The 25,077-nt window shown below is 47.6% G+C and carries 25 protein-coding genes; 18 read left to right on the top strand and 7 right to left on the bottom strand.

Annotated elements, in window-relative coordinates; translation table 11 throughout:
- Positions 1 to 123: 123 nt before the first annotated feature.
- Together FBY58_RS06105 and FBY58_RS06100 are read right to left on the bottom strand one after the other, a co-directional pair.
- The gene (locus FBY58_RS06105) at positions 124 to 369 is read right to left on the bottom strand and encodes a hypothetical protein (RefSeq protein ID WP_141919957.1); all 246 of its coding nucleotides are present in this window, start codon (positions 367 to 369) and stop codon (positions 124 to 126) included.
- A 34-nt stretch (positions 370 to 403) separates the two neighbouring features.
- Positions 404 to 1,642 (bottom strand): threonine ammonia-lyase, encoded by a 1,239-nt coding sequence (locus FBY58_RS06100; RefSeq protein WP_141919956.1) that lies wholly within the window; start codon positions 1,640 to 1,642, stop codon positions 404 to 406.
- A gap of 329 nt (positions 1,643 to 1,971) precedes the next feature.
- Between FBY58_RS06100 and FBY58_RS06095 the strand changes: the two genes are divergently transcribed.
- Positions 1,972 to 3,573, top strand: a complete 1,602-nt coding sequence (locus FBY58_RS06095) for an amidohydrolase (protein WP_141919955.1) — start codon at positions 1,972 to 1,974, stop codon at positions 3,571 to 3,573.
- 57 nt (positions 3,574 to 3,630) lie between these two features.
- Here FBY58_RS06095 and astD read toward each other — a convergent pair whose 3' ends face one another.
- Positions 3,631 to 5,043, bottom strand: coding sequence for a succinylglutamate-semialdehyde dehydrogenase (gene astD / locus FBY58_RS06090; RefSeq protein WP_141919954.1), 1,413 nt, complete (start codon positions 5,041 to 5,043; stop codon positions 3,631 to 3,633).
- Positions 5,044 to 5,354: 311 nt separating this feature from the next.
- Here astD and cobA point away from each other — a divergent pair, with 311 nt between their 5' ends.
- On the top strand, positions 5,355 to 6,164 hold the full coding sequence (gene cobA / locus FBY58_RS06085; protein ID WP_141919953.1) for a uroporphyrinogen-III C-methyltransferase: 810 nt from the start codon (positions 5,355 to 5,357) through the stop codon (positions 6,162 to 6,164).
- A 207-nt stretch (positions 6,165 to 6,371) separates the two neighbouring features.
- On the opposite strand, the gene spt is transcribed toward cobA, so the two are convergent.
- Both spt and FBY58_RS06075 read right to left on the bottom strand, forming a co-directional pair.
- Complete coding sequence (spt, locus tag FBY58_RS06080; RefSeq protein WP_185738178.1) at positions 6,372 to 7,583, bottom strand: serine palmitoyltransferase; 1,212 nt, start codon at positions 7,581 to 7,583, stop codon at positions 6,372 to 6,374.
- Positions 7,584 to 7,644: 61 nt separating this feature from the next.
- Positions 7,645 to 7,893 carry an acyl carrier protein gene (locus tag FBY58_RS06075; RefSeq protein ID WP_141919951.1) on the bottom strand — a complete coding sequence of 83 codons (249 nt, stop codon included), beginning with the start codon at positions 7,891 to 7,893 and terminating at the stop codon, positions 7,645 to 7,647.
- A 268-nt stretch (positions 7,894 to 8,161) separates the two neighbouring features.
- Between FBY58_RS06075 and FBY58_RS06070 the strand changes: the two genes are divergently transcribed.
- Together FBY58_RS06070 and FBY58_RS06065 are read left to right on the top strand one after the other, a co-directional pair.
- Positions 8,162 to 9,181, top strand: coding sequence for a hypothetical protein (locus FBY58_RS06070; RefSeq protein ID WP_141919950.1), 1,020 nt, complete (start codon positions 8,162 to 8,164; stop codon positions 9,179 to 9,181).
- Positions 9,182 to 9,783: 602 nt separating this feature from the next.
- Positions 9,784 to 10,092: a hypothetical protein gene (locus FBY58_RS06065; RefSeq protein WP_221624819.1), complete on the top strand. Its 309-nt coding sequence runs from the start codon at positions 9,784 to 9,786 to the stop codon at positions 10,090 to 10,092.
- Positions 10,093 to 10,632: 540 nt separating this feature from the next.
- On the opposite strand, the gene guaA is transcribed toward FBY58_RS06065, so the two are convergent.
- A complete protein-coding gene (gene guaA / locus FBY58_RS06060) occupies positions 10,633 to 12,213 on the bottom strand; it encodes a glutamine-hydrolyzing GMP synthase (RefSeq protein WP_141919949.1) in 1,581 nt (526 codons plus the stop codon).
- Between the two features lie 466 nt (positions 12,214 to 12,679).
- Here guaA and ccmC point away from each other — a divergent pair, with 466 nt between their 5' ends.
- The 10 genes from ccmC to FBY58_RS06015 all read left to right on the top strand — a co-directional run bounded on the left by ccmC (position 12,680) and on the right by FBY58_RS06015 (position 19,537).
- Entirely contained in the window at positions 12,680 to 13,396 is a 717-nt protein-coding gene (gene ccmC, locus FBY58_RS06055; RefSeq protein ID WP_141919948.1) for a heme ABC transporter permease CcmC, read from the top strand.
- Complete coding sequence (locus FBY58_RS09335) at positions 13,393 to 13,557, top strand: hypothetical protein (RefSeq protein ID WP_185738177.1); 165 nt, start codon at positions 13,393 to 13,395, stop codon at positions 13,555 to 13,557. Before ccmC ends, FBY58_RS09335 begins: the two co-directional genes overlap by 4 nt.
- Positions 13,558 to 13,583: 26 nt before the next feature.
- Complete coding sequence (ccmE, locus tag FBY58_RS06050; RefSeq protein ID WP_141919947.1) at positions 13,584 to 14,024, top strand: cytochrome c maturation protein CcmE; 441 nt, start codon at positions 13,584 to 13,586, stop codon at positions 14,022 to 14,024.
- Between the two features lies 1 nt (position 14,025).
- Positions 14,026 to 15,984 carry a heme lyase CcmF/NrfE family subunit gene (locus tag FBY58_RS06045; RefSeq protein WP_141919946.1) on the top strand — a complete coding sequence of 653 codons (1,959 nt, stop codon included), beginning with the start codon at positions 14,026 to 14,028 and terminating at the stop codon, positions 15,982 to 15,984.
- A complete protein-coding gene (locus FBY58_RS06040) occupies positions 15,981 to 16,511 on the top strand; it encodes a DsbE family thiol:disulfide interchange protein (RefSeq protein ID WP_141919945.1) in 531 nt (176 codons plus the stop codon). The genes FBY58_RS06045 and FBY58_RS06040 overlap by 4 nt, the downstream gene beginning before the upstream one ends.
- Positions 16,508 to 16,936: a cytochrome c-type biogenesis protein gene (locus FBY58_RS06035; protein ID WP_141919944.1), complete on the top strand. Its 429-nt coding sequence runs from the start codon at positions 16,508 to 16,510 to the stop codon at positions 16,934 to 16,936. Before FBY58_RS06040 ends, FBY58_RS06035 begins: the two co-directional genes overlap by 4 nt.
- A complete protein-coding gene (locus FBY58_RS06030) occupies positions 16,933 to 17,574 on the top strand; it encodes a cytochrome C biosynthesis protein (protein WP_141919943.1) in 642 nt (213 codons plus the stop codon). Before FBY58_RS06035 ends, FBY58_RS06030 begins: the two co-directional genes overlap by 4 nt.
- 41 nt (positions 17,575 to 17,615) lie before the next feature.
- Complete coding sequence (locus FBY58_RS06025; RefSeq protein WP_141919942.1) at positions 17,616 to 18,104, top strand: DUF3617 family protein; 489 nt, start codon at positions 17,616 to 17,618, stop codon at positions 18,102 to 18,104.
- 325 nt (positions 18,105 to 18,429) lie between these two features.
- A complete protein-coding gene (locus FBY58_RS06020; protein WP_141919941.1) occupies positions 18,430 to 18,867 on the top strand; it encodes a DUF3617 family protein in 438 nt (145 codons plus the stop codon).
- A 178-nt stretch (positions 18,868 to 19,045) separates the two neighbouring features.
- The gene (locus FBY58_RS06015; protein WP_141919940.1) at positions 19,046 to 19,537 is read left to right on the top strand and encodes a DUF3617 domain-containing protein; all 492 of its coding nucleotides are present in this window, start codon (positions 19,046 to 19,048) and stop codon (positions 19,535 to 19,537) included.
- 533 nt (positions 19,538 to 20,070) lie between these two features.
- Here FBY58_RS06015 and ykgO read toward each other — a convergent pair.
- Positions 20,071 to 20,196: a type B 50S ribosomal protein L36 gene (gene ykgO, locus FBY58_RS06010; protein WP_012816891.1), complete on the bottom strand. Its 126-nt coding sequence runs from the start codon at positions 20,194 to 20,196 to the stop codon at positions 20,071 to 20,073.
- A gap of 313 nt (positions 20,197 to 20,509) precedes the next feature.
- Between ykgO and FBY58_RS06005 the strand changes: the two genes are divergently transcribed.
- The 4 genes from FBY58_RS06005 (at position 20,510) to FBY58_RS05990 (ending at position 24,815) form a co-directional block, all read left to right on the top strand.
- Positions 20,510 to 21,280: a DUF4136 domain-containing protein gene (locus tag FBY58_RS06005; protein ID WP_409373546.1), complete on the top strand. Its 771-nt coding sequence runs from the start codon at positions 20,510 to 20,512 to the stop codon at positions 21,278 to 21,280.
- Complete coding sequence (locus FBY58_RS06000; protein ID WP_141919939.1) at positions 21,277 to 22,419, top strand: carboxypeptidase family protein; 1,143 nt, start codon at positions 21,277 to 21,279, stop codon at positions 22,417 to 22,419. Before FBY58_RS06005 ends, FBY58_RS06000 begins: the two co-directional genes overlap by 4 nt.
- A 249-nt stretch (positions 22,420 to 22,668) precedes the next feature.
- A complete protein-coding gene (gpmA, locus tag FBY58_RS05995) occupies positions 22,669 to 23,355 on the top strand; it encodes a 2,3-diphosphoglycerate-dependent phosphoglycerate mutase (RefSeq protein WP_141919938.1) in 687 nt (228 codons plus the stop codon).
- Between the two features lie 464 nt (positions 23,356 to 23,819).
- Positions 23,820 to 24,815 (top strand): 2-hydroxyacid dehydrogenase, encoded by a 996-nt coding sequence (locus FBY58_RS05990; RefSeq protein WP_141919937.1) that lies wholly within the window; start codon positions 23,820 to 23,822, stop codon positions 24,813 to 24,815.
- The last annotated feature ends 262 nt before the right edge of the window (positions 24,816 to 25,077 follow it).

Here is a 25,077-nt window from a genome sequence, read left to right as displayed (position 1 = left end):
TGGCTCTTTAAAAACCGCAAGCACAGCGTCCTAAGGCTACGCATAATTCTTCAAATCGAACGAAATGCACAAAAAAAGACGCCATCGAAACAGCGCCTTTTTCATCAAATTTATTGTAGTCTTTTAGGACGGTTTTCTAAGATTTCTTAACCGAGCCAAACGGCTGGTAATTGGGCGGGTTTCCGCTCCTTTTTTCAGCTGCGCCACAACACCGGCTGATGCTGCACCCAACATGATGCCTCCAGCTGCGGCCAGCCCTGGCACTAATGTCGTTGATACAATCGCCGAAGCCAAACCGCGCCGCTGCTTTTTCGCGACACGATGAGCAACGAAAGATGCGGCACTGCCCAAAAGAAGCATTTTACCCATAAATCTTATCCTTGTTCCAAAAGCAGCCCGTGACTTAGGCTGGTTCAATCAAAGTCACACCATAACCCGCTTCACGCAGAGCATTGATTAAATGCGTCAAATGCGTCTGATCTCTGGTTTCACATTCGATATCCGCGCACAGTCCTTTGGCCGGTAACGTCGTAAAGATTCGCTGATAAGAAATCTCGACAATATTGGCCTGCTGATCGTGGAAAACCCGTGCCACTTTGTAAAGCTGTCCGGCTTGGTCTTTCATTCTCACCCGTAAACGAGCTAAACGACCAGAACGCGCCAAATCACGCAACATCACATTGGCTAACAGGCGGGTATCAATATTACCACCAGAAAAAATAATGCCGACCTGTCTACCTTGGAAACGCTCAGGATGAGACAACAACGCACCAAGACCGGCCGCACCAGCCCCTTCGACAATCGTTTTTTCAATCTGAACAATCAAAGACAACGCATGTTCAATATTAGTTTCACTGACCAACAAAATATCATCGACCAAAGCTTCGACAAAACGCCGCGTCAAGATACCCGGTGTCTGCACCGCAATACCTTCTGCCAGCGTATCACCGCCGCAAGGCAGATCTTTTCCTTTGATATAATTATACATCGAAGGATAAAGCTCGGCTTCCGCACCGATAACGTCCAAAGGCCGATCCGAATTTTTGGCAACAACGGAACAGCCTGAAATCAGGCCGCCGCCACCAACCGGAACAACCAAGGTATCAATCGCTGGCGCATCTTCCAACATTTCAAGGGCAACCGTGCCCTGACCGGCAATAATTGCTGGATCATTGAAAGGATGCACAAAGGTCAGCTGATCTTTTTCAGCCAGTTCTAAAGCATGAGCAAGGGATTCATCAAACTGCTCGCCGTAAAGAACAATCTTGGCACCATGCCCACGGGTCTGTTCCACTTTGACGGTCGGGGTATGGACAGGCATCACGATCGTCACCGGAATATCCAGACGATTACCATGATAAGCCAAACCTTGGGCATGATTACCAGCAGAAGCGGCAATAACCCCTCTTTCACGGGCAACCTTGTCCAGCGACAATAATTTATTTAACGCACCACGTTCTTTATAGGCGGCTGTAAACTGGAAATTTTCAAATTTTAGCCAGACACCCGCACCAATCAGGTCGGACAAAGTCCGGCTGTAAAGGGTAGGGGTTCTAATAATAGCATTTTTAATACGCTGATGCGCACATTTGATATCATCAAGTGAAACGGGAAGGGTCTCTGGATTATCCAAGCTTACCATGCTTTATCCTGCGTCTGGGCAATAACGTTTTTCCAGCGTTATTACTTTTAATCTAAAACAGATAGTATCGCTCTATCTCTATACCCCTAACTTTTAAAAAAATAGGGTAGATTATCACATAACAGAAGGCTGTCTGCTTACCGAAACAATCTTGTCTGACTAAGCTGATCGGAAATTTTATCTAATCGGATAAAAGACTTCTGGGCGCTATCATCGAAATACCACAGCTAAACTTTATTCCTTTTTACGGCTTTTTATCGCGCGGAAAATAGAAGAATACTCTTAGTCAAAAAGAGCCGCTCACCCGACATATTCAGGAGAAATCTGCGTTGAAAATAGTAAAAACGCTGGCATTCATAGCAGGCCTTACCGCGTTCACAGCTTTACCTGCTTATGCCGACGGTCTGATCGATCAGGTTAACGGCATCACATTTGATAATAAAGGTCATCCTTACCGCTTTAATGCTTTGCTTATTGGGCGGGATGGTAAGGTAACCAAACTTCTTAACAAAAATGACAAAAGACCTGCTTCACCCGATTTTTATCTGAATGGTCAAAATAAAACCCTTATTCCGGGTTTCGTAGACGCTCACAGCCATATCATGGCTTCTGGTGAAGATGCGTTGCAGCTTGATCTTTCTGACACCCATTCCCTTGCCGAAGCACAAGAAAAGCTCAAGCAATTTGCCAGCGATCACCCCACTGCACGCTGGATTTTGGGCAGTGGCTGGAATGAACAAAGATGGCATAGCGCGACCATGCCACAGGCAAGCGATATTGATAAAATCGTCAATGATCGCCCTGTCTGGCTGTTGCGTTCAGATGGCTATATCGGATTAGCGAATAGTCTCGCACTCGAAAAAGCACAGATAAAACCCGCGCAAAACCCTGACAAAACTGCCTCTATTGGCATTATCACAGGGGAGGCGATCGACCGCCTCAAACAAGCCATTCCTCCACTACAACCGATCGAACGAGATGCTGCTTTTCTTACTATTCAAAAGATATTGCTTAGTCGGGGCATTACATCTGCAACCGATATGGGCACCTCGGTTGATGACTGGAATGTCATGCGTCGCATGGGGGATCTCGGCCGCTTGCGCCTTAGAATAAAATCCTATGCCCAAGGCATTGAACCGCTGCTCTCTATTGCGGGCAAATACCCGACTTCGCTTTTATATGATGGTCATCTGTCAATGAGCGGCGTTACCTTCACGATTGATGGCAATATCGTCTCTCGTCACGCATGGCTGAAACAAGCCTATTCCGACAACAGCAGCCAACAGGGCAGCGATACTCTCAACGATACTAAATTACGGAATTTGATGAGCCGCGCTGCGATGGATGGTTTCCAAGTTGCCGTTCAGGCTAGCGGTGACGCTGCCAGCAACCAGCTTTTAAATGCCATAGATGAATTATCGCAAAGCTATAAAGGCGACCGTCGTTGGCGGATTGAAAATGCCAGCCTGATCGACAACGGTGATCTTAAACGACTTTCTCAATATGATCTGGTCGTATCCATGCAGCCTGCCTCTTATTTCACGGATAAAGCTGTCATTGAACAGCGCATCGGCGCAAACCGCCTTCCTGAAATAGAAGCATGGGATGATCTTCTCGATCATTCGGTTCAGGTGACTTTCGGGGGTATATCGGCTTCACCTTTTGAAACGATCGCCGATATTCTCGATCGTCAGGACAGCCTCGATAAAAAAGATAAAAAGCTCAATCGAGAAAATGTCTTTTCTTATTATATGATCCAACCCGCCTATGCCGCTTTTGCTGAAAAGCAAATTGGTCGGCTCATGCCGGGTTATTATGCCGATTTTCTCTTTCTGGATCGCGACCCTCTGACCGTTGATAACAACGCCTTGCGCCAGACTAAAATCTTGGAAAGCTGGGTCGGCGGCCGACAGGCATGGTCACATAATTAAACCTATTTTTAAAAAGGCTGCCTATTCATTGAAAATAGGCAGCCTTTTTTCTCAAAATTACTTCTTCAAACCGACAGTGATGCGGGTATCCGCTGTGATCGATTCAGTGGAAGTCACCGGATAAGCGCAATAATCTGCGGCAAAATAGGCACCGGGTCTATGGTTGCCTGACAAACCTACGCCACCAAAAGGTGCCGTTGACGGTGCGCCATTGGTCGGGCGGTTCCAGTTAATGATACCGGCACGGACTTCATCCCGAAAACGGACAAAATCTTCTTCGGAATCATCAACCAAAGCAGCTGACAAACCAAAGCGGGTGTTGTTCGCTTCTTTGATGGCGGCTTCAAAATCGGGTACCCGAATAACCTTCAAAACAGGGCCGAAAATTTCGTCATCCACCTTATCGGCGCAATCCGTCATATCCAGAAGAGCAGGGGTCAAGAAAGGCTTTTCACGATCTGGACGCTGCAAAGGCCGCAAAACTTTTGCGCCTTTTTCGACCAGTGCCTTGAAAGATTTTTCGATATAATCAGCGGAATCATTATCAATGACACAACCCATGAAAGGCTGAGGATCAGCAAAGGGTTGGTCAATAATCAACTGGTCGGCCAAGCGATCAATCGCCTGTAATAAAGGCTGATGCTGCCCGTCCTGAATAATTAAACGACGCGCACAGGTGCAGCGCTGACCTGCGGATAAATAAGCTGATTGGACTGCAATCGCGGCGGCTGATTCAATATCTTGGCTGTTCCAAATAACTAGCGGATTGTTACCGCCCATTTCCAATGCCAAAATCCGCCCGGGTGTTTCCGCAAAAATCCGGCTAAGCGCAATGCCGCCTTGTGATGATCCCGTAAATAACAGGCCATCAATTCCGCTATGGCGGCTCAAAGCTTCCCCTTCAGGCCGTCCACCGATAACCAGCTGTACTGCATCTTCTGGCACACCGGCTTCATGATAGCATTTTACCAAAAATTCACCGGAAGCGGGCGTTTTTTCAGAAGGCTTAAAGATGATAACATTACCGGCAATCAAGGCCGGAACAATATGACCATTGGGCAGATGCGCCGGAAAATTGAAGGGGCCTAAAACCGCCAAAACCCCATGCGGTTTATAGCTAATGCCGCTTTTTACGTCTGGGGCGATATCCGGCAAAGCCGTCTGATAGGTGCGATCTTTATAGGCCAGAACCGATATATCGACTTTATTGGCAACAATCTGGGCTTCGGTGCGGGCTTCCCAAAAAGGCTTACCGGTTTCTTTGGCAATAACCTCTCCGAACAAATCAGCCTTTTCCCGAACAAGTCCGGCAAAACGTTCCAATATTGCAATACGCTTTTCTAATGGGGTCTTTGCCCATGGCGTTAAGGCTGCGCGTGCTTTGTTGACAGCTTGATCAACGTCGCCCACCGATCCTTGCCATAATAACTGACCCGTCGCAGGTTCGGTTGAGGTGATAATCTGTGTCATATTGTTTTAACTCCCCTATCCCTCATCATTTCATAAAAGCTTTGGCTTTTCTATTGCTTGTCTTACCTTTGAAAAGAATAATGCGAAAAGCTTTTGTTCAGGCTATCGCAAACAAAAAAGTCAGACAATTATAATACTTTGGATTTATTCCGGAGCAAACAACGCGAATAAATTTAGGAAGGATGATTGTTTTTCCCGACCTGCCTCCCCATCATTCACCTTGCCTGTCCCAAGGACTAAAGTTTCCCTAAGTGCAAGGAAAGCAAAGATGATTTGCCCTAAGGTCGCGAAAACGGACAAAAGATATTATTATGACTAGTTTGCTCGATCCTGAAGCCCGTGGACGGGTTATTCTTGTGGGTGCCGGTCCCGGTAATCCAGAACTGCTGACCTTGCGTGCGGTGGATGTCCTGCGACAGGCTGATGTCGTGGTCTATGATGCCGAAATCGACGCTGAAATTCTCTCCTATATTCCTAAAACGGCACAGGCTATCGCTGTCTGTTCTGAAAGCAACGGCCAAAAAAACAAACGCCAGCTTTTAACACAGGGTGAAATCAACGCCTTGGTGATTGCCCATGTCAGGACGGGATCAATTGTGGTGCGCCTGAAAGGCGGTGATCCATTTGTCTTCGGTCGGGGCGGGGAAGAGGTCGAGGCGGTTCGCGCTGCCGGTATGCCCGTCGAAGTGGTGCCGGGCGTCTCTGCGGCTTTGGGCTGTGCTGCTGACGCGATGTTACCTTTGACCCATCGTGGCCTGTCTGACGTGGTCAGCTTTGTCTCGACACCAGAACAGGACACCGCTTCTTCGGTCAACTGGAAAGGGCTTGCGGGTTCAGGTCATACTTTGGTCGTCTATATGGACGTCAAAAAAGCGCAATTCATCACGCAATGCCTCATCCATGAAGGCGTCGACAGCCATATACCCGTGGTGATTATCGAACGGGGAACTTGCAAAGACAGTCGGGTCATTCGTTCTTCCCTTATCAATCTTGAAAACACCATTCAGAATGAAAAGGTTAACGGCCCCGCTATTCTGGTTGTCGGGGATGTCGCGTTATTGGCTAAACCCAAAAATACCCTGCATCAGGATTGCGAAGTGATGGATGCAATGGCCGATTAAAACCGGTATTTTCTCTCTATGAAGCAGAAAAAGCAGCCTGTCTTTTTCTGTCTTATCTTCTTTTACGACCTCAATGGCTTCTCTTGCCTATTTCTCATCTTCACGAATGACAGATAATGTCGAAATCCAAGGCCGAACAGATTAACCCCATAAAAAATCTTCCGGCCAAGCAAAATGACCGGAAGATTTTTTTACATCAAATACAATTTAGGCGGCTAAAACGCCCGTTATCTGACCCGCTTTTTTGAACATAGCCAAAATTTCGGTCACTTCTTCATCGCTATGCTCGGCACAAAGCGAACAACGCAGCAAGAACATACCGGCAGGGGTCGCTGGTGGGCGTGCCAAATTGACATAAAGACCCAGCTCAAGCAGCGCTTGCCACATCGCAACAGCCTGTTCCTGATCGGGTAGGATAACAGCAATAATCGCCGACTGGGCAGTCTTGGTTCCCAACGTGAATCCCATTTCTGTCAGACCGCCATGCAAACGGCGAGAATTTTTCCACAGATGTTCCCGCTTGTCGTGCGCTTTTTGAAGCTTGCGGATGGAAGCTTCTGCGGTAGCGATAACACTCGGCGGCAAAGATGCGGTGAAGACATAAGGACGGCATACCAAACGCAAGATTTCGAATTGCGGATGATTGGAAACACAGAAGCCGCCGACCGTGCCGACTGATTTTGAAAAGGTGCCGACAATAAAGTCAATCTGACCTTCCAGACCCAATTCTTCAAAAACGCCACGGCCATTCTTACCAAAGAATCCCATGCCATGCGCTTCATCATCGAGAATCAGTGCATCATGCTTTTTGGCGATGGCGACCATCTCTGCCAAAGGCGCAATATCGCCCAGCATTGAATAAACGCCTTCCAAAACGACCAGCTTACCCGCCTCTTTCGGCAAACGGGCAAGGCGACGATCGAGATCTTCGGGAGAGTTGTGACGAAAACGGATGATTTCGGCATTGCCGAGTCGGCATCCATCATAAATCGACGCATGGCTATCGGCATCAATAATGACATATTCGCCTTTACCAGCCAAAGTCGAAATCATGCCCAAATTTGCCTGATATCCAGTCGAAAATACCATGGCATGTTCCATGCCATAATAGTCTTTCAACGCGTCTTCACAGGCTTTATGCCCCTGATAAGTCCCGTTCAGAACGCGCGATCCGGTTGTGCCTGCACCGAATTCCTTTAACGCTTTCTCACCGGCGGCAATAACGTCGGGGTCAAATGTCATCCCCATATAATTATAGGTGCCAAGCAGGGTAACCGGCTTGCCTTTAATGATGGCTTTTGTCGGTGATAACACCTTCTCCATCACCACAGAAAAAGGGTCGCGCCCACCATGACTTAACATTTCTTTGCGGATAGCAATCAGCGGGTCAAATTTTGAAAAAAGATCAGTCACCTGCAATACTTTCAGTTCGTAACGGTTTATCAGACGGCATTAACAGGCCATCTATCGGGAATATCGGTTATTTTTCGTTTACCAGCTTTTCAATCACAGCAACAAGCTGACCGACAGTTTCGATTTCAGCCTGCAAATTCATCGAAATCGAAATATCGAATTCATCTTCGACAGCCGCTACAAAATCCATAACCGTCAAGCTGTCCCATTCAAGACCGGTGGCAAAGCTCGTATCTTCGGTCAACGGAACTTCTTTTTTGTTGAACGGTTCGATAAGTGCGACAGTCTGCTGCCAAATAGCCTTATTTTCAGTCATAATTGATATCCCTTCATTCAACAAAAGCGCATTTGTTACGTAATTAAGAGGTATTAAACGAAAATATTTTTTTTTCCCGTCTTTATTCGGAAAAAAACAGCACCCCCATGGGTATGCTCCACATATAAGGCGCGAACATGGGCAAAAATATGTCTCCGTTATGGAGGTGGTTAACCTAGGAATGCTCCGCTTTGATAGAGAAGATAGCCTACAGACATCGACATCACGAGTAATAGCGAGAGCATGTCTAAACAGGGAGTATATTTCGATGGTGGGACATGAAAGGTCAGTAATCAACGGCCATTCTTTTGACAATCTTGGTAGTTTGCAAAAGAGTGCAGGTTCCGTTCTGTATAAAACGGCCTCTCAGATTTTAGTAGTCGCATCGGATACAACACGACAACAAGAATTGGAGGATTCTGTTATTCGTATGGGGCTTACGCCTCGTGTGTTCCCGATTGGCGACGCGGTGGATATGCTGCGAAATGGCATGGCGGGGGATGCCATTTTGCTGGATATGACATCGATCAAAGATGACAAGCTGGCTGACGCCTTAATGGATGCGGTCTTATCCCGTTTGTCCTATGACGTCATCGGGGTCGTTATCAACATCCCCTTGACGCTTGTCGATAACGCCTATGACCGCTTTTTCGAAAGCGATGTACAGTTGTTGGTCGATAGCAGCGAAGAAAGCTGGCATCCCGCCTTGGAAAAGGCCGTTCAAATGCCCGCTCTGACTTTGCATGATGTCGTCTCCGATACCAGACGGCCACCTCTAAAAACGATCAGCGAAGAAGTCAGCCGCATTGCAAAAATGCTGGAATCTTTGTCCAGCGAAGAAAGCACCAAGCTGAATTACGCGCTGCCGTCTTCTTTTACGGGTGAAGCGCACCGGAATGAAATCACGACAACAGAAGCCAAACCAGAACAGAAGAAAATCAGCATCAATGCGGCTGTGGTTCGGGCGATTATCCGTTCACGCCGTCTGCGGGATCAATATTTCTCGGCAGACCTTTTTGCTGATCCTGCTTGGGATATGTTGCTCGATTTAACCGCAGCCAAACTTGAAGGGCGACAGGTCTCGGTTTCCAGCTTGTGCATCGCCTCTGCTGTGCCACCGACTACCGCCTTGCGCTGGATTAAATCGCTCACCGAAGAAAAAATCTTCGTCCGCATTGCTGATCCTCGTGATGGCCGTCGTGTTTTTATCCAGCTTTCCGATATGGCCATGGACGCGATGATTCCTTATCTCGCTGCCTCAATCAGCCTCGTCATGCGCGCCCTCTAAAAGCAAGCACAGGCTCTCTTAATAGAGAGCCACTCTAATATTCTAAACAACACCAAAAAGCCCGATCCTAAGATCGGGCTTTTTGCTTTAATAAAGACATTCATAACTTTAAAACGTCGACAGGAATATTGTTATTAAGCATGGTCAACCAAGATTCCAAGAACCATGACGATATTGGTATGAGCCATTGAGGAGGCCTTCTATAGAAAATAAGCCTGACACCGATCCTTCAAGAAATATTAGACAAGGACAAAATGCTTTTTAAAAAGTAATTCACTAGACGATGTGGTTAAAAAAAGGATGGCCTCTGTCAGAAGAGATACCTCAGGCACAATAGACGCTTGTTGCAATCCTATTCGAGGCGGTAATTCTCTTCTCTCCAAGACTGCCTACACTCATATGAAGTCCGCCATAGAATTTAATCGCTTTGCTTTCCTTGTTTTTGGCAGAAGACATCCTCTCTTCAGTAAAAAGTCCATCGAGAAGCCACCCAAAAAAACGATTCTTCTTTCAAAAAATTACTCGATGCATATTTGCAAGAAAAAAGATTTTACGCGACTATGCGCGCTCTTATTACAGCTAAATTCGTAAGGAACTTTAAAATGTTTATGATTGTCCGTTGGTCAGGGTTCGGTATGGTTTCTGCCTTCCTATTGATCGCTGCTATGCTGGGTGCAACATTTCTTCTTCGGCCGATTTTTTTGCAGAGCATGACCTTGCATCAGGCCGCTTATATGGCCGACGGTATAGGGCTACTATTCGGTGCGGTTTTAAATCTGTTTATGGCAAGACTCTTTAAAAAAATTTGGTCTAAAACAGAACATAGCTTTCTAGGGGTTGGGATGACGGGATGGTCTGTCATGGCAGTCATCGGCGGAATTGCCCTTATTATTTACAGTTATTATCTCTAACGCCTTATCCTTCATGCGCAGCATGATGTCAGGTTCGAAATGGATGCAGCAAACTGGGATCCTTTTTAACTTGCTCAATAGATTACAGCCTGTTCAGGTGGGGGTAACGCCGAAAGATGGGATTAGGACAAAGCCGAAGGCAATAGCGAGTTTTCCCTGCTGGGCGGTATAGGCATCGGCTCGATAGGAATATCATTCCGGCATATTCTGAAAAAATGATTTTGTGACGATAGGGAGGGGATAAGGCGCGAAAGCTTCGCTCGCGAAGGCCCCCTGTTATCCTTACTGGTTATCTCGACCTATCTCATGGATAATATCAGTCGGTGATGAAAATCCTTAAAGCCGATTCAACGAACATCTTAAGGATAAAAGAGAATAACAGCATTGGCATCAATTCAGATCGTGCCGGTGATTATGATATGAGGCAAGAAGTAATCCCGTTTGTGGCCAGACCAATGCTGGACTAAAAAAAAGCCCGCATTCCTGCGGGCTTTTATGCATTTTTACACTGGGTACTGTCACCCTATGCCAAACACAGGATCATTCCCATTCAATCGTTCCAGGTGGTTTAGAGGTGAAATCATAGGTCACACGGTTAATACCTCTGACCTCATTCACAATACGGGTTGCGACATTGGCTAGAAATTCCGGCTGGAAAGGATAAATTTCAGCGGTCATCCCATCGGTCGAAGTCACCGCCCGCAAGGCACAAACAGAATCGTACGTTCTGCCGTCACCCATCACACCAACGGTTCTGACCGGCAACAACACCGCAAAAGCCTGCCAAATCGCATTATACAAACCGGCATTACGGATTTCTTCAAGATAAACCGCATCCGCCTTACGCAAGATATCGCAGCGTTCCTTGGTCACTTCACCCGGAATACGGATGGCGAGGCCAGGGCCTGGGAAAGGATGCCGATCAACGAAGACATCCGGCATACCCAATTCACGACCCAGATCGCGGACTTCATCCTTGAACAACTCACGAAGCGGCTCGACCAGCTGCATATTCATGCGTTCTGGCAAACCACCGACATTGTGATGGCTTTTGATCGTTACAGAAGGGCCGCCCAGAAAACTGACGCTTTCAATCACATCGGGGTAAAGCGTGCCTTGAGCAAGGAAATCAGCTCCACCGATTTTGTTGGCTTCTTCTTCAAAGATTTCGATGAAAGCTTTACCGATAAATTTCCGCTTGGTTTCAGGGTCGGTTACCCCTTTTAACCCAGCCAAGAAACGGTCTTCGGCATTCACATGAACCAGCTTGATGCCGTAATGTTCACGGAACAGAGAAACAACCTGTTCGGCCTCACCCTGACGCATCAAACCATGATCGACGAAGACACAGGTTAACTGGTCGCCAATGGCTTCATGCACCAAAACAGCCGTCACAGAAGAATCAACACCACCGGATAAACCGCAAATGACGCGGCCTTTGCCAACTTGCTTTCTGATTTCAGCAATTTTGGTCTGACGGAATTCCGCCATCGTCCAATCACCGGCCAAGCCGCAGATTTCATGAACAAAATGCGCGATCAGCTTGCCACCATCCGGCGTATGCACCACTTCAGGATGAAACTGCATTCCATAGAAATGGCGCTTTTCATCAGCAATCAAAGCAAAAGGCGCACCATCGGAAACCGCAATCGGCTTAAATCCTTCTGGCAAAGCCTCAACCCGATCGGCATGGCTCATCCAGACTTGATGCTTTTCACCCACCTGCCACAAATTTTCAAACAGGGGCGAGGGCGCTATCACATCAATAAAGGCACGGCCAAATTCTCCATCAACATCATTGGCGGTAACTTTCCCGCCCAGCTGCTGACACATGACCTGTTGACCATAGCAGATGCCGAAAATCGGGATGCCAGCCTTAAAAAAGGATTCCGGCGCTCTCGGGCTACCTTCTGCTACGACCGAAGCCGGACTGCCCGAAAGGATAATACCTTTCGGCTGCAACCGCTTAAAGGCTTCTTCAGCACGGTTAAAGGGGACGATTTCGCTATAGACACCGGCTTCACGGACACGGCGAGCGATAAGCTGCGTTACTTGGCTTCCAAAATCGACAATGAGAATCGATTCAGAAACAATTTTATCGGCGATCGAAGAAACGGACATAGCGCTTTCGATAAGGGGGGGAAGGCGTCCTGTCCAGATGCTTCTTTTCAGAAGACCACCTACAAGCCATATTCAAAGGCATTTTTTTGACGGCGTATTAAAATTTTAAACTTCTTTTGTAGTTTTTTAACGATCCTGCCACTTCCCGCAAGATCATAGAAGCCAAAGCATCAAAAGCGGTTTTCTTGATAACACAGATAAAAAACAAAGATGGGCTTTCTTGTCGCCTTTCCCCTATGAAGAAAAACGAACGAGGGGCTTTTTTATCCAAAATCGGTATTTTCTAGAGGTGCAAAGGCATCTATTCGGGCGGCTATTCAATAAAGAAAGCAATATTGACCGGATAAACGGCCTTTTTATCTCTAAAATCTTTATCTGGACAGAAATCCAGCAAAAATCGGAATAGCGTCCAAAGATATCACTTCTATTCTTTTTAAAAGGCAATGATCTTGATACGGGTAATAGCATGATAAGACTTGCCAATCCCCATTATTTTCTATCTCTAAGCCGAAAATTGACACCATGGCTTGCGATAGCCGGTATCCTTTTCAGCCTTTCCGGCATTTTGGGCGGTTTATTTCTGACACCCCCTGATTACCTCCAAGGCGAAACCGTGCGCATCCTTTATATCCATGTGCCGACCGCTTGGCTGGCTATGGGCGGGTGGAGCAGTATTGCCTTGGCTTCCTTGGTTCAATTTATCTGGCGGCATCCCTTGGCGGGTATCGCTGCCAAAGCCATGGCTTTACCGGGGGCTCTATTCACCGGATTGTGTCTTCTGACAGGTTCGATCTGGGGCAGACCGACTTGGGGTACATGGTGGGAATGGGACGGGCGGTTAACTTCGGTGCTCGTGCTTTTCTTCCTATATCTCGGTTATATTGCGCTCTCTCGATCCGTCAGCAATTACAGCACGACCTCCCGTTTACCCGCTCTTTATGCCTTGCTCGGTGCGATCAATCTGCCGATCATTCATTATTCGGTCTTATGGTGGCGCACCCTTCACCAAGGCCAAAGCATAAATCTGACCCATTCCTCGATTGATCCGTCACTTTTATGGCCGCTGCCTTTGACTTTGATCGGCTTTTCCTGTCTCTTCGCAGTCATTACTCTTTTCAGGATGCGTTATTTGCTTGCCCATGCCCAATATGAAGCGCGTCTCCGGCGGATGGCTGCCTTATGAGCAATGCTTCCCATCAATGGCCTTTTGTTATTGCCGCCTACAGCATCGTTATCACAGCGACCATCATCGCCTTGCTGGGCAGTTGGTATCAAATGCGGCGGGCAGAAAAACGCCTGAATAAGCTCAGCCGGACAAAAAAAGATTCACCCCGTATTTCCTAACCCGAACCGGATTGACGGAGAAAAAATTGCAAGCCAAACATCAACGGCTTATTCTGGGGATTATTGCCCTTGTCGCGGTGATCGCCGCCGGTTTTTTGGCACTTATCGCCTTCAAAAAGCAGGCCGCCTATTTCTATACCCCAACAGACGCGGTTAAAGCCCATCTGCCTTTAAACCGGAATATCCGTTTAGGCGGCATGGTTGAACGCGGCTCCTTAACCCGTGAAAAAGACGGGGTGACCATCCATTTTTTGGTAACCGATAATTATCAAAAAATTCCGGTTGCCTATCGCGGTATTGTGCCAGACCTTTTTCGGGAAGGCTCTGGCGTGGTTGCCGATGGCCATTTTGAACCCTCCGGTTCGTTCATGGCTGAAACCATTCTCGCCAAACATGACGAACGCTATATGCCGCCCATGACACAACAACAGGCCGCAGCTACCCAGACGACATTACAGGAAAAATAATGTGATTGCCGAATCCGGTCTTATCTTCTTGTGGCTGGCCGCTATGATGGCCTTGTTGCAAAGCCTTTTTGGCATATCGGTTTTAAATAACCGCCTTGAAAATCTCTTTTCAGGGGCTGTCAAAATCACTGCCATCATACAGGCGGCCTTGGCCTTGGCGGCTTTCGCCATGTTGCTATGGCTGTTTATGCGGGTCGATTTATCGGTCATGCTGGTCGCTGAAAATGACCATTGGGCAAAACCGATGCTTTACCGCTTGGCAGCGAGCTGGGGTAATCACGAAGGCTCGATGCTGCTCTGGGTCACTATTCTCAGCTTCTGCGGTGCCTTGCTCGCGCTTTTTAGCGGTAAATCAGACCAAAAGTTATTGTCGTTGGCCTTGGGTTCTCAAGCCTTTCTGGCTTTGGGCTTCTTCGCCTTTTTGCTTTTTGTATCCAATCCTTTTACCCGCTTAAATCCACCGGCTTCCGAAGGTCTTGGCCTTAATCCCTTATTACAAGACCCGGGTTTGGCCTTCCATCCACCAACGCTTTATCTCGGATATGTCGGGTTATCGGTGGCCTTTTCCTTCGCGGTGGCAGCTCTGCTGACAGGCAAAGCAGATCGCGATTTTGCCAAATCCATGCGGGTCTGGGTGCTGGGGGCGTGGGTTTTCTTGACAATCGGCATCACCGCGGGCAGCTATTGGGCATATTATGAACTCGGCTGGGGCGGGTTTTGGTTCTGGGACCCCGTCGAAAATGCCGCTTTAATGCCTTGGCTGGCTGCAACCGCACTTTTTCATTCCGTATCGGTGCTCGCCAAAAGGGATGCGCTTCGCGTTTGGACGCTGGTCTTGGCGGTTACCGCCTTTTCAATGAGCATGATCGGCACATTTCTGGTGCGTTCCGGTATCTTAGTCAGCGTTCATGCTTTTGCGGTTGATCCTTGGCGGGGCAGCTTCATTCTAGGCTTGCTTGGTCTCTATATCGGCGGAGCTCTGGCTCTTTTCGCCCTCAAAATTGGCAAAATTCACCAAGGTAATCACTTCGTTCTTCCCAGCCGTGAAGCCGGATTGGTGCTCAATAATCTTTTCCTTGGCGTTATCTTGGCGATTGTCTTGATCGGTACGCTTTATCCTTTGTTGGCCGAACTCATCAGTGGTGAAAAATTATCGGTAGGCGCACCTTATTTTAATCTGATTATCACGCCTTTGGCCTTGTTGCTCTGCGTGCTGATGCCTTTGGGGGCATTACTCCGCTGGAAACAAGATAATTGGATGACCCTCAAATGGCCAATTCAGATAAGCGCTTATTTCTTCATCATCATAGAATATGCTCTCTATCTTAAAGGAAAATGGGCAACCGCACCGATGGCTTCCCTTGCCTTCGGGGTAGCCGTTGCGGTCGCTGTCCTTTGTATCTGGCCGCTTTTTCTACAGAAGAAGAAATTGTGGCGTATCCGGCTGAATGTCTGGGGTATGGTCTTGGCACATCTCGGAATTGCGGTGACCTTATGCGGCATTGCCTCGACTGAACTTTTCTCAAAAGAGCTGCTCACCGCACTTAAACCGGGGCAACAGGCCAATATGGGGTCTTGGCGTGTGCATTTTGACAGGGTGATGCCTGATATGGGTTCTGATTGGACAGCGATTGTCTCCGATATCCGCGTCGAAAGATGGGGACATTCCTTCACATTGCATCCAGCTCTTCGCCATTTCACTAATCCTGTAACGGATACCAGCGAAACGGCACTCAAAACAACAGAAGCGGGGCAACTCTATCTGGTCTTGGGACAACAGGCCGATGATGGGCGCTGGCAAATTCGCGGTTGGTGGAAACCTTTGGTTACCTTCATCTGGGGTGGTGGCTTCCTGACGGCATTCGGTGGCATTCTGATCTTGCTCGACCGATTATGGGAACATCTCCAAAAACGCCGCCGCAAAAGCCGCCCCGATGAAAGACAGAGGCTGTTCTTATGAAACCATGGCTAAAATGGCTGCCTTTGGTCGCCTTTGCACTATGCTTTGTGCTCTTTCGCTTGGCGCTGTCGCATCCTGAAAATCCGGTCGTGCCTTCAAAACAGATAGGTAAACCGCTACCCGAATTTCATCTTCCTGCGGCCTTGCCTGATATGGCAGGCGTTGAAACGCGCCAGATGAAAGACGGCAAGCCTCATTTCCTTAATATCTTTGCCAGTTGGTGCGTGCCCTGCGCACAGGAAAGCGGGGCTTTAATGGCTATGCATGATGCCGGTATTCCGATTATGGCGATTGCGATCCGTGATAAACCTGCGGATATCACCCGTTTTCTAAACCGCTATGGCAATCCTTATCAGGCGATCGGCGTCGATCAAGGCAGTCAGGTGCAACTCGCGATCGGTTCCTCTGGCGTGCCAGAAAGCTTCCTGATCGACGGGCAGGGGGTCATTCGCTACCAACATATCGGCGCGGTTACTGAAAGCGACCTGCCACAGTTGATGACTATCTGGAGGCAAATAACGGCATGACATGGCTCAAAACAGGCTTGGCCTTGCTGGCCTTTGCCGTCTTTTCTTTTCAGCTGATTTCCTATGGTGTCGCCGAGCAGCCCTATGACCCCTATGCGGAACAACCGCTCAAAAACCCAGCACAGGAAAATCAGGCACAGGATTTAATGCACACGCTGCGTTGCCTTGTTTGCCAAGGCCAATCGATTGCCGATTCCAACGCGGCTATGGCGGCCGATATGCGGGCAATCGTTCGCCATGACATCGAAAAAGGCTGGTCACCCGAACAAGTCCGCCGTTGGTTTATCGATCGCTATGGTGATTGGGTCAGCTATAAACCCACATGGTCAAAACGAAGCTGGCCATTGTGGATATTGCCCCTTGTTATCCTGTCCGGCGGTATTTTCCTCATCACGCGTTTATTTAAAAGGGAAGAAAAACCATGAATGGCTGGATCATTGCCTTTTCTCTCTCGGCTCTGGTTTTTCTTCTCTGCTGGAAAATAGGCCGTTTCTCTTCAATGGCGTTACAGGCTATCGCCGCCGCCTTATGTTTTGGCCTCGCCGGTTACGCATGGCAGGGGCAGCCCTTCTTAAAAGGCCACCCAGCAGAAGCCCCTGAACAAAGCGGACAAAAAGACGACCCGTTCATTACTGACCGTGGAATGTTCTTTTCCCGCTATGGGGACGATGCCCGCGCCTTGATTACTTCCGATGCCTTCATTAAACAGGGTGAATATGCCTATGCGGTTGGCTGGTTGAAAAGTGAACTCAGCCACCGACCGGATAGCGCTATGCTCTGGACTGCTCTCGGGGATGCCCTTGTTCAGGCTTCTGACGGACATCTAGTTCCAGCAGCGCAACTATCCTTCGAGCAGGGCGAAAAACTGGCACCTCAAGCCGCAGGCCCTGCTTATTTTCACGCCGTTGCCTTACTAGGAGAAGGCCATCTGGACGAAACGCTGGCTATCTGGCGGCGTCTTCTGACGCAAGCGCCAGAAAAAGCGGCTTGGCGTCATAATATAGAAGAAAGAATGGCCATTCTCGAAGGGCTGAAAAACAGCCTGTCCGATGAAAGTCATTAAATAATAATATGAACTATCTTGTTTTTTTTGAGGGGGATTACATGAAAAAATATCTTATCTGCTGCCTGCCGCTTCTGGTCGCTGCTGCACCATCATCGGACAAACTGAAAACCGGTCAGTGGGAAGAAACTGTCCAGAATATGGTCATGCAAATAGATGGCAAAAACACGCCAACTGACAGCAAAACGAAAAGCGTTTTGCATTGCGTGACGGAAGAAGACAATGATCCACGGGTCGTTTTTGCTAAGACGCCAGATCATTGCAAAAATTCCCAGCTTGAGATCAAAGGTGGCAACTTCACCGTCAAGCAGGAATGCTCCCCCGAAGCCAAAGTGCCTTTCCATCAAATGACCGTCAAAGGCAGCTATACCCCGACAAACTATAAAATGTCCTATAGCATCATGGCTGGGCCTGCCGAACATCCGATGACGATTTCAGCCGACACCACGGCTCATTATGTCGGTGCTTGCCCGGTTCCAACTGAATCCCCCGATGCAACGCCGTCGGCTACCCCGCAATCCCCTAAATAAAACACATTTCTTGATTGGGTCTTTGTAATAACAAAGCCGAAAAGGCCGTCATATTCTGGCGGCCTGACACCTAAAATTGATCCTTGCAGCCATTGCTCTTCTTGTCTGTCGATACCGACAATAAATGGGAGCAATGGCGGGATCTCAAAAGTCTATACGCCGCGCCTGTAAATCCGTTCACAATCCTCATGTGAACCGCGCCCATTCCACATTTACCCGCCTGATAGCTACCGCGTCATTGATGGCTAACTTATGCCTCTAGGCAGGCGGCAACATGCCTAAAATCTTCAAAATATAATCTAGCTATATTCACGGGACATCTCGCATGAAAAGACTTCTACTTTTTGCGCCTTTCTTAATCGCGGCCAAACCTGCAAACACGGATTATCTAGCAGCAGGGCGATGGCAATCGATTTTTCAGATAGAGTCTTCTTCTACCGACATCAAAAAACACCATGATAAATCGAAACCTGTCTATCAGACCCGCTGTGTCAAAGAGGCAGACTCCGCCCCAATGACCTTTTTCTCTTATTCTGCTGATCGAGAATGCAAGGTCGATTCATTGAAAGCCAAAAAGGGGAAGGTCACCCTATCTGTCCTATGCACTCCGTCCGATGTTCCGCCTTCCATCATTGAAGCCAAAGGGCGCTACGATCAGCATCATTATTCTCTGGCTTTTTCGATGCATGACAGCAAAGTCGCCGTCAAAGGCCATATTACCGGCGATTATAAAGGCGAATGCAATACTTTTGATATATTCTAAAGTCTCTATCAAACAGAAATAGCGCCCACCCTTTCACGCCACAGACCAAACCCGCAAACTTGCTAAAAAAAGCCCCGTCTATTAGGGCAGGATTCCTATCCAAAATATTCTATATTTTATGATATTATCCGGCTGTCCTTTAAACGGGGCAGGTGAAAAACGGTAAAGGACATATCACGTGAAAAGACTTTGGCTGCTCTCATGCCCTTTGCTATTGGCGGCGGCACCATCGGCCGATACCGATTACCTCGCCGCTGGCCAGTGGCAGTCGTCTATTCATATTGAAGCGGCCAGCGTTGACGGGAAAGCACTCCCGGTGGTGGAACGACCCGTTTTGCAGCAGCCACGCTGCGTTAAAAATACTGAAAACAAGCCAATGGCCTTCTTTGCTTATTCAGAAGATCCTGAATGTCAGACCTTGTCTCTGAATGCAGGCAAAGGGCAGGTGACAATGTCTGGTGTTTGTCAGAAAAACGGCACGCATTTAACCACCATCCAAGCACGGGGAAGCTATCACTTACGTGATTATTCGATGGCATATGTCATGCAGAGTAATGAAAACGGCCAAAAGCTGGAAATTCGCGGTCATATGGACGGTCATTATGTCGGTCTATGCCCTGGCAAAGACAGCAATTCCGGTGACATCACACTCGATCATAAGAAAAATTAGCGAATTTTTGTTGGTTAATCACAGCCTGAACAGCCGGAAAGGCTGTCTTTAACCAACTTCTATTACAAACTTATCGGAATCTCGCCTGCCATATCTGTGGCTAGCTATAGAAAACAAAATTCAATCTTGAAAAAGACGGCCTAAACCCATCCTTCAGCCCCTAAATCCCTGATCATAGGCGCAACAATGCCAAGCTTCCTTTTCAAAAGCTGGCCTAATATTCTCTAAATTTTAATAAAATTTGCCTTAACCTTACGTAAGAAGGTCAACGGGTTTTTCTGCGCTTATCTTCGCAGATCTCGTGACAGAACTCTATTCTGTCAAAATGTTTGCCATGCATGCCCTGCCAGAAAAAAGACAATCGTCTCCTGCCGCCAAAAGCACACCGGCTTCCTATCTCGTCGGATAGGCGTTCTTTTCCCTATGCCTCATCATCATGGGCATAGGGACATACTAAAAAAGGCCAATGGAAAACCATTAGGCCTTTTTTATGTATCTCAGGTAAAGGATCCAGTTAAAACCGGATACACTTATTAACCCTGACGGGCTTTAAAGCGGCGAACCGTTTTATTGATGATATAAGTGCGGCCACGCCGGCGAATCACCCGATTGTCGCGATGGCGCCCCTTTAAGGATTTGAGCGAGTTGCGGATTTTCATGGCCGGACTACCTGCCTTCATCTTAAAAATTGGGAAAGAAAATGAGGCACCTGCCTATGCGCTGAATTATTATAAGTCAAGGAAAATTCCGATATATCGCACAGATAGTTGAAAGAAAAATCCGATATGTCTTCATCAAAATCGCCAAATAACCGCTATCTGACCCTTTCTCCGTGTCTTTTTTCAATATATCAAAAAAACGCGATAATTCTTTTTTGAAATATTATGATATCCGTTAAATATCTTAGCCATAACAACCGCCTCCCTATAACCGGATGGCTTAACGGAGACTATTTTGAGGCATCTCATCACGATATTCCGGCAACCGGCACCACAAAGCGCGGCTGACCGAGGCATACCAGAGGAAAAACGCGGCTCTTACCGCAAAAAAATACAAAAGCTTGGGAAGGCCTTGGCGATATCCAGCGGATTTTTCTTCTCGGCTTGTCCATCCTTTGCCAGCCAACCAGTCGAAATCACCCGCTTTCATAAAAGCGATATGGCGACAACCGGCATAGTCAACATCATGCCTCATGATCCAACCTTACGAAATACGCTGGAATATCAACGTTATACAGCCAGCATCGCCCGCAATCTGACGCGGATTGGTTTTCAGGTGACCGATAACCCGCAACAGGCTGAATACACGATGATGTATGATGTCATGCGGGGAACCCATTATCGCGATAATGTCCAAAGCAATCCCGGAGATAATCGACCCCATGGCGGCATCAGTCTGGGCGGCGGCTATGGCGGCGGTGGTGGTTACGGCTTCGGGGGCGGCGGTATGGGCTACGGCGGTGGCGGAAGCGGAGGCCGTGGCTTTGGAGGCGGCGGTGGTGGTATCAGCGCAGGTGTTTCTCTTCCTGTCGGTAACTATCGCACCAGCAACAAAGTCGAAACGATCCTGACGGCACAACTCAGCCGAAGAGATACGCATCAGGCCATTTGGGAAGGGCGCGCCCGAACCGAAGCGAAAAGCAATAAACCAGAAAGCACTCCCGACGTCGCTGTAGAAAGATTAGCGACTGCCATGTTCGGCAATTTCCCCGGTGAATCAGGCGAAACGGAAAAAGTAAAATGACCATTCAAATCAATGCCGCCTTTGATGGCGGAAATATCCACGTCGTTGAACAGGACGGAAACCGGCTTTATCTTGAAATAATCAAAGATAATCAGTCCGATTTTTTCCAATGGTTCTATTTCAAGGTAACGGGTGCCAAAGACCAAGCTTTGGAAATCGTCATCACCAATGCCAGCGATTCCGCTTTTCCGGCTGGCTGGCCTGATTATCAGGCACGCGTATCAGAAGACCGTAAAGACTGGCAGGTAACCGAAACCGATTACCGCGATGGCATGCTGACGATCCGTTATCAGCCGCGCAGCAATATCGCCTATTTCGCTTATTTCGCCCCATATTCTATGGAACGGCATCACGATCTGATCGCGCGTATCTCTGGCAAAGAAGGCGTTGGCTACGAAGAATTGGGCAAAACCCTTGATGGTCAGACGATGGATTGCCTGACGATGGGGGAAGGTAAACGCTCTATCTGGCTGATCGCCAGACAACATCCGGGCGAAACCATGGCCGAATGGTGGATGGAAGGTGCCTTGGAAAGACTGACCGATGAAAATGACTCGGTCGCGCGTCTCCTCCGTCAAAAGGCTCGTTTCCATATTGTGCCGAATATGAATCCTGACGGTTCTTGCCGCGGCCATCTGCGGACAAATGCCTGTGGTGCCAATCTCAACCGCGAATGGGCTGAACCCACGGCCAGCCGCAGCCCCGAAGTGCTTGCCGTTCGTAACCATATGGACAAAATCGGCGTTGATTTCGTCATGGATGTGCATGGTGATGAAGCTATCCCGCATGTTTTCCTTGCCGGATTTGAAGGTATCCCAGACCTCGATAAGGCACAGGATAAACTCTTCCGTCGTTTCAGAAACAAACTCGCCAAATATTCACCCGACTTCCAACGGAGCGAGGGTTATGAAAATGACGAACCGGGGCAGGCCAATCTGGCTCTAGCCACCAATCAGTTGGCCTATCGCTACAAAGCGGTTTCAATGACGCTTGAAATGCCATTCAAAGATCATGACGATATGCCTGATTTTAAACGGGCTTGGTCACCGGAAAGATCAAAACATCTCGCCCATGATTGTCTGGCGATCTTGGCTGAAATGATTGATCAGCTGCCGGTATCTGGAAAAGAACTCGGCTAATAAAACTATCAGGCGCAATCGTAATTTTGCGCCTGATAGCCTTTTTCATAAAGGCTATAACCGCTATTGCTAAACATCGTAGGTCTGCATAATCTCGCGGGGAATAATTTTCCTGAAAGACGGACAGCTATTTTTGCTGACCGAAAAGATTGTCAGCGTTAATTATGCATGACTTCTTTTGTTGATTCGGGAAATCTAACGGTTTACCGAATGAACAATAAACGAAGAGATATTGAAAAGGAGTGGAATATGCCAACGCTCGTTTTGTCCCGTCACGGACAGTCCGAATGGAACCTTGAAAACCGTTTCACCGGTTGGTGGGACGTTAACCTGACTGAACAGGGTGTTCAGGAAGCTACAGCTGGCGGTAAAGCACTGGCTGAAAAGGGTTTTGAATTCGATATCGCTTTCACCAGCGTTTTGACCCGCGCAATCAAAACCACCAATCTTATTCTTGAAGCCGGAAAAACCCTTTGGGTTCCGACTGAAAAAGACTGGCGTTTGAACGAACGTCATTATGGTGGTCTGACCGGCCTTAACAAAGCCGAAACTGCTGCCAAGCATGGTGAAGAACAGGTTCATATTTGGCGTCGTTCTTATGACGTTCCGCCGCCCCCGATGGAAAAAGGCGACAAGTTCGACCTTTCCGGCGATCGTCGTTATGCAGGCGTTAAAATTCCTGAAACGGAAAGCCTGAAAGACACCGTCGCTCGCGTGCTGCCTTACTGGGAAGAACGCATTGCGCCTGAACTGAAAGCCGGCAAGCGCGTCCTGATCGGTGCGCATGGTAACTCACTGCGTGCCCTCGTTAAGCATCTGTCGAAGCTTTCTGACGAAGAAATTGTTAAATTCGAATTGCCCACCGGTCAGCCGTTGGTCTACGAATTGAATGATGATCTGACTCCGAAAGATCGTTACTTCCTTAACGAGCGTTAATAACAGTTCTGTTTTTAACAGCTTTTTTTCGGCCAGGGTTTTCTCTGGCCGAAAATGTATGTGCAATCTTCTTCTTTATTTTTCTCTTCTTTCTTTTCCTTTAAGCTTTTCTTCTTTGTCCTACTTTTCCTAACTCTGATCTCTATTCTTGATCGATGCCTCTATGCCGATCCGCTATTCCGGTAGCCATTATTCTGCCGATTTCTGACCCAGAAACAGCCTTTATGTTTCTGATGCCTTCTTCGCTTGACTGGTCATAAAGAAAAAGCATCCCATTTTTCTTTCTATCTACAAAAAACAACAAATTACCTTATTTGGGTAATATATTACCTTGCCGTTGGAACAAATAAAGACGCCATCCGTTTTATAAAAGTTCACTCTACGATTTCACAAAGAATAATACCGTTGTTTTTAAACGGAAATTTTAATCGTTTTTCTTAAAAAAGCTTTTCGAGAGGATGTCTATGCGCGTCGCAATATTCAGTTCCAAAAATTATGACCATCATTCTATTGAAAAAGAAAATGAGCATTATGGGCATGATCTTGTTTTTCTGAATGAACGGCTCACAAAAGAAACAGCAGAAAAAGCCAAAGGCGCAGAAGCTGTCTGTATTTTTGTGAATGACGAAGCTGATGCGGAAGTGCTGGAAATTCTGGCCGGATTAGGCATCAAACTCGTTGCTCTCCGCTGTGCTGGTTATAATAACGTCGATCTTGATGTCGCTAAAAAGCTTAATATCAAGGTTGTACGCGTCCCTGCCTATTCGCCTTATTCTGTGGCAGAATATGCGGTTGGGATGCTTCTCACGCTTAACCGCCAGATTTCGCGCGGCTTAAAGCGGGTTCGGGAAAATAACTTCTCTCTCGAAGGCCTCATCGGCCATGATGTCCATAAAAAAACAGTGGGCATTATCGGGGTCGGCCATATCGGTAGCGTCTTTGCTCATATTATGACCCATGGCTTTGGTGCCAATGTGATTGCCTATAAACCCCATCCAGATCCTGAACTGGCGAAAAAGGTTGGTTTCCGTTTTACTTCTCTCGATGAAGTTATCGAAACCAGCGACATCATTTCGCTTCATTGCCCATTGACCCATGAAAATCATCACATGATCAATGAAGAAACGCTCGCACGGGCAAAAAAGGGATTCTACCTCATCAATACCAGTCGCGGCGGATTGGTGGATACCAAGGCGGTCATCAAATCCCTGAAGGCCAAACATCTTGGCGGCTATGCAGCTGATGTATATGAAGAAGAAGGTCCCTTATTCTTCGAAAACCATGCGGATGATATTATTGATGATGATATCTTGGAAAGACTGATTGCTTTCCCGAATGTCATTTTCACGGGTCATCAGGCCTTTTTAACGAAAGAAGCACTCTCCAACATCGCCCATAGTATTTTACAGGATATTAGCGATGCGGAGGCCGGAAAAGAAATACCTGACGCCTTAGTCTAAAGGCTGAAATCAAACATAGCCGGACAGGGTTCCGGCTATGTCTTTTTACCGCCTGCCATTTGCTTTTGCCTTCTTCAAAGCAAGGCCGTGCGTTGCAGCTCCTAGCTCCGGCGGTGATAACATTTCGTTCCCGATATTTTTTCTATTTTTTGGCTTTTTAAACTGATCAGAGGGCAGGGCTTTCGCAACCCCGTTCACAGGTGATCGCTACTGTTAAAAATTCTAATTTTAATATTTTTCTGTCATTCTTTTTGTAAAGAAA

Origin of the sequence: Zymomonas mobilis, from assembly GCF_006715975.1 — a bacterium.
Classification (GTDB): Bacteria; Pseudomonadota; Alphaproteobacteria; order Sphingomonadales; family Sphingomonadaceae; genus Zymomonas; species Zymomonas mobilis_B.
The sequence above is the reverse complement of the archived record's forward strand: the minus strand, read 5'-3'. Positions and strand labels throughout refer to the sequence as shown.

Excerpts from the sequence above, each read along its gene's own strand:
- FBY58_RS09335 (WP_185738177.1), top strand. The coding sequence starts at position 13,393 with ATGAGCAATGCTTCCCATCAATGGCCTTTTGTTATTGCCGCCTACAGC.
- FBY58_RS06030 (WP_141919943.1), top strand. The coding sequence starts at position 16,933 with ATGAATGGCTGGATCATTGCCTTTTCTCTCTCGGCTCTGGTTTTTCTT.
- gpmA (WP_141919938.1), top strand. The coding sequence starts at position 22,669 with ATGCCAACGCTCGTTTTGTCCCGTCACGGACAGTCCGAATGGAACCTT.
- FBY58_RS06070 (WP_141919950.1), top strand. The coding sequence starts at position 8,162 with ATGGTGGGACATGAAAGGTCAGTAATCAACGGCCATTCTTTTGACAAT.
- FBY58_RS06020 (WP_141919941.1), top strand. The coding sequence starts at position 18,430 with ATGAAAAGACTTCTACTTTTTGCGCCTTTCTTAATCGCGGCCAAACCT.
- cobA (WP_141919953.1), top strand. The coding sequence starts at position 5,355 with ATGACTAGTTTGCTCGATCCTGAAGCCCGTGGACGGGTTATTCTTGTG.
- FBY58_RS06105 (WP_141919957.1), bottom strand. The coding sequence starts at position 369 with ATGGGTAAAATGCTTCTTTTGGGCAGTGCCGCATCTTTCGTTGCTCAT.
- astD (WP_141919954.1), bottom strand. The coding sequence starts at position 5,043 with ATGACACAGATTATCACCTCAACCGAACCTGCGACGGGTCAGTTATTA.
- FBY58_RS06075 (WP_141919951.1), bottom strand. The coding sequence starts at position 7,893 with ATGACTGAAAATAAGGCTATTTGGCAGCAGACTGTCGCACTTATCGAA.
- FBY58_RS06000 (WP_141919939.1), top strand. The coding sequence starts at position 21,277 with ATGACCATTCAAATCAATGCCGCCTTTGATGGCGGAAATATCCACGTC.
- FBY58_RS05990 (WP_141919937.1), top strand. The coding sequence starts at position 23,820 with ATGCGCGTCGCAATATTCAGTTCCAAAAATTATGACCATCATTCTATT.
- FBY58_RS06025 (WP_141919942.1), top strand. The coding sequence starts at position 17,616 with ATGAAAAAATATCTTATCTGCTGCCTGCCGCTTCTGGTCGCTGCTGCA.
- FBY58_RS06035 (WP_141919944.1), top strand. The coding sequence starts at position 16,508 with ATGACATGGCTCAAAACAGGCTTGGCCTTGCTGGCCTTTGCCGTCTTT.
- guaA (WP_141919949.1), bottom strand. The coding sequence starts at position 12,213 with ATGTCCGTTTCTTCGATCGCCGATAAAATTGTTTCTGAATCGATTCTC.
- FBY58_RS06040 (WP_141919945.1), top strand. The coding sequence starts at position 15,981 with ATGAAACCATGGCTAAAATGGCTGCCTTTGGTCGCCTTTGCACTATGC.
- FBY58_RS06065 (WP_221624819.1), top strand. The coding sequence starts at position 9,784 with ATGTTTATGATTGTCCGTTGGTCAGGGTTCGGTATGGTTTCTGCCTTC.
- ccmC (WP_141919948.1), top strand. The coding sequence starts at position 12,680 with ATGATAAGACTTGCCAATCCCCATTATTTTCTATCTCTAAGCCGAAAA.
- FBY58_RS06100 (WP_141919956.1), bottom strand. The coding sequence starts at position 1,642 with ATGGTAAGCTTGGATAATCCAGAGACCCTTCCCGTTTCACTTGATGAT.
- ykgO (WP_012816891.1), bottom strand. The coding sequence starts at position 20,196 with ATGAAAATCCGCAACTCGCTCAAATCCTTAAAGGGGCGCCATCGCGAC.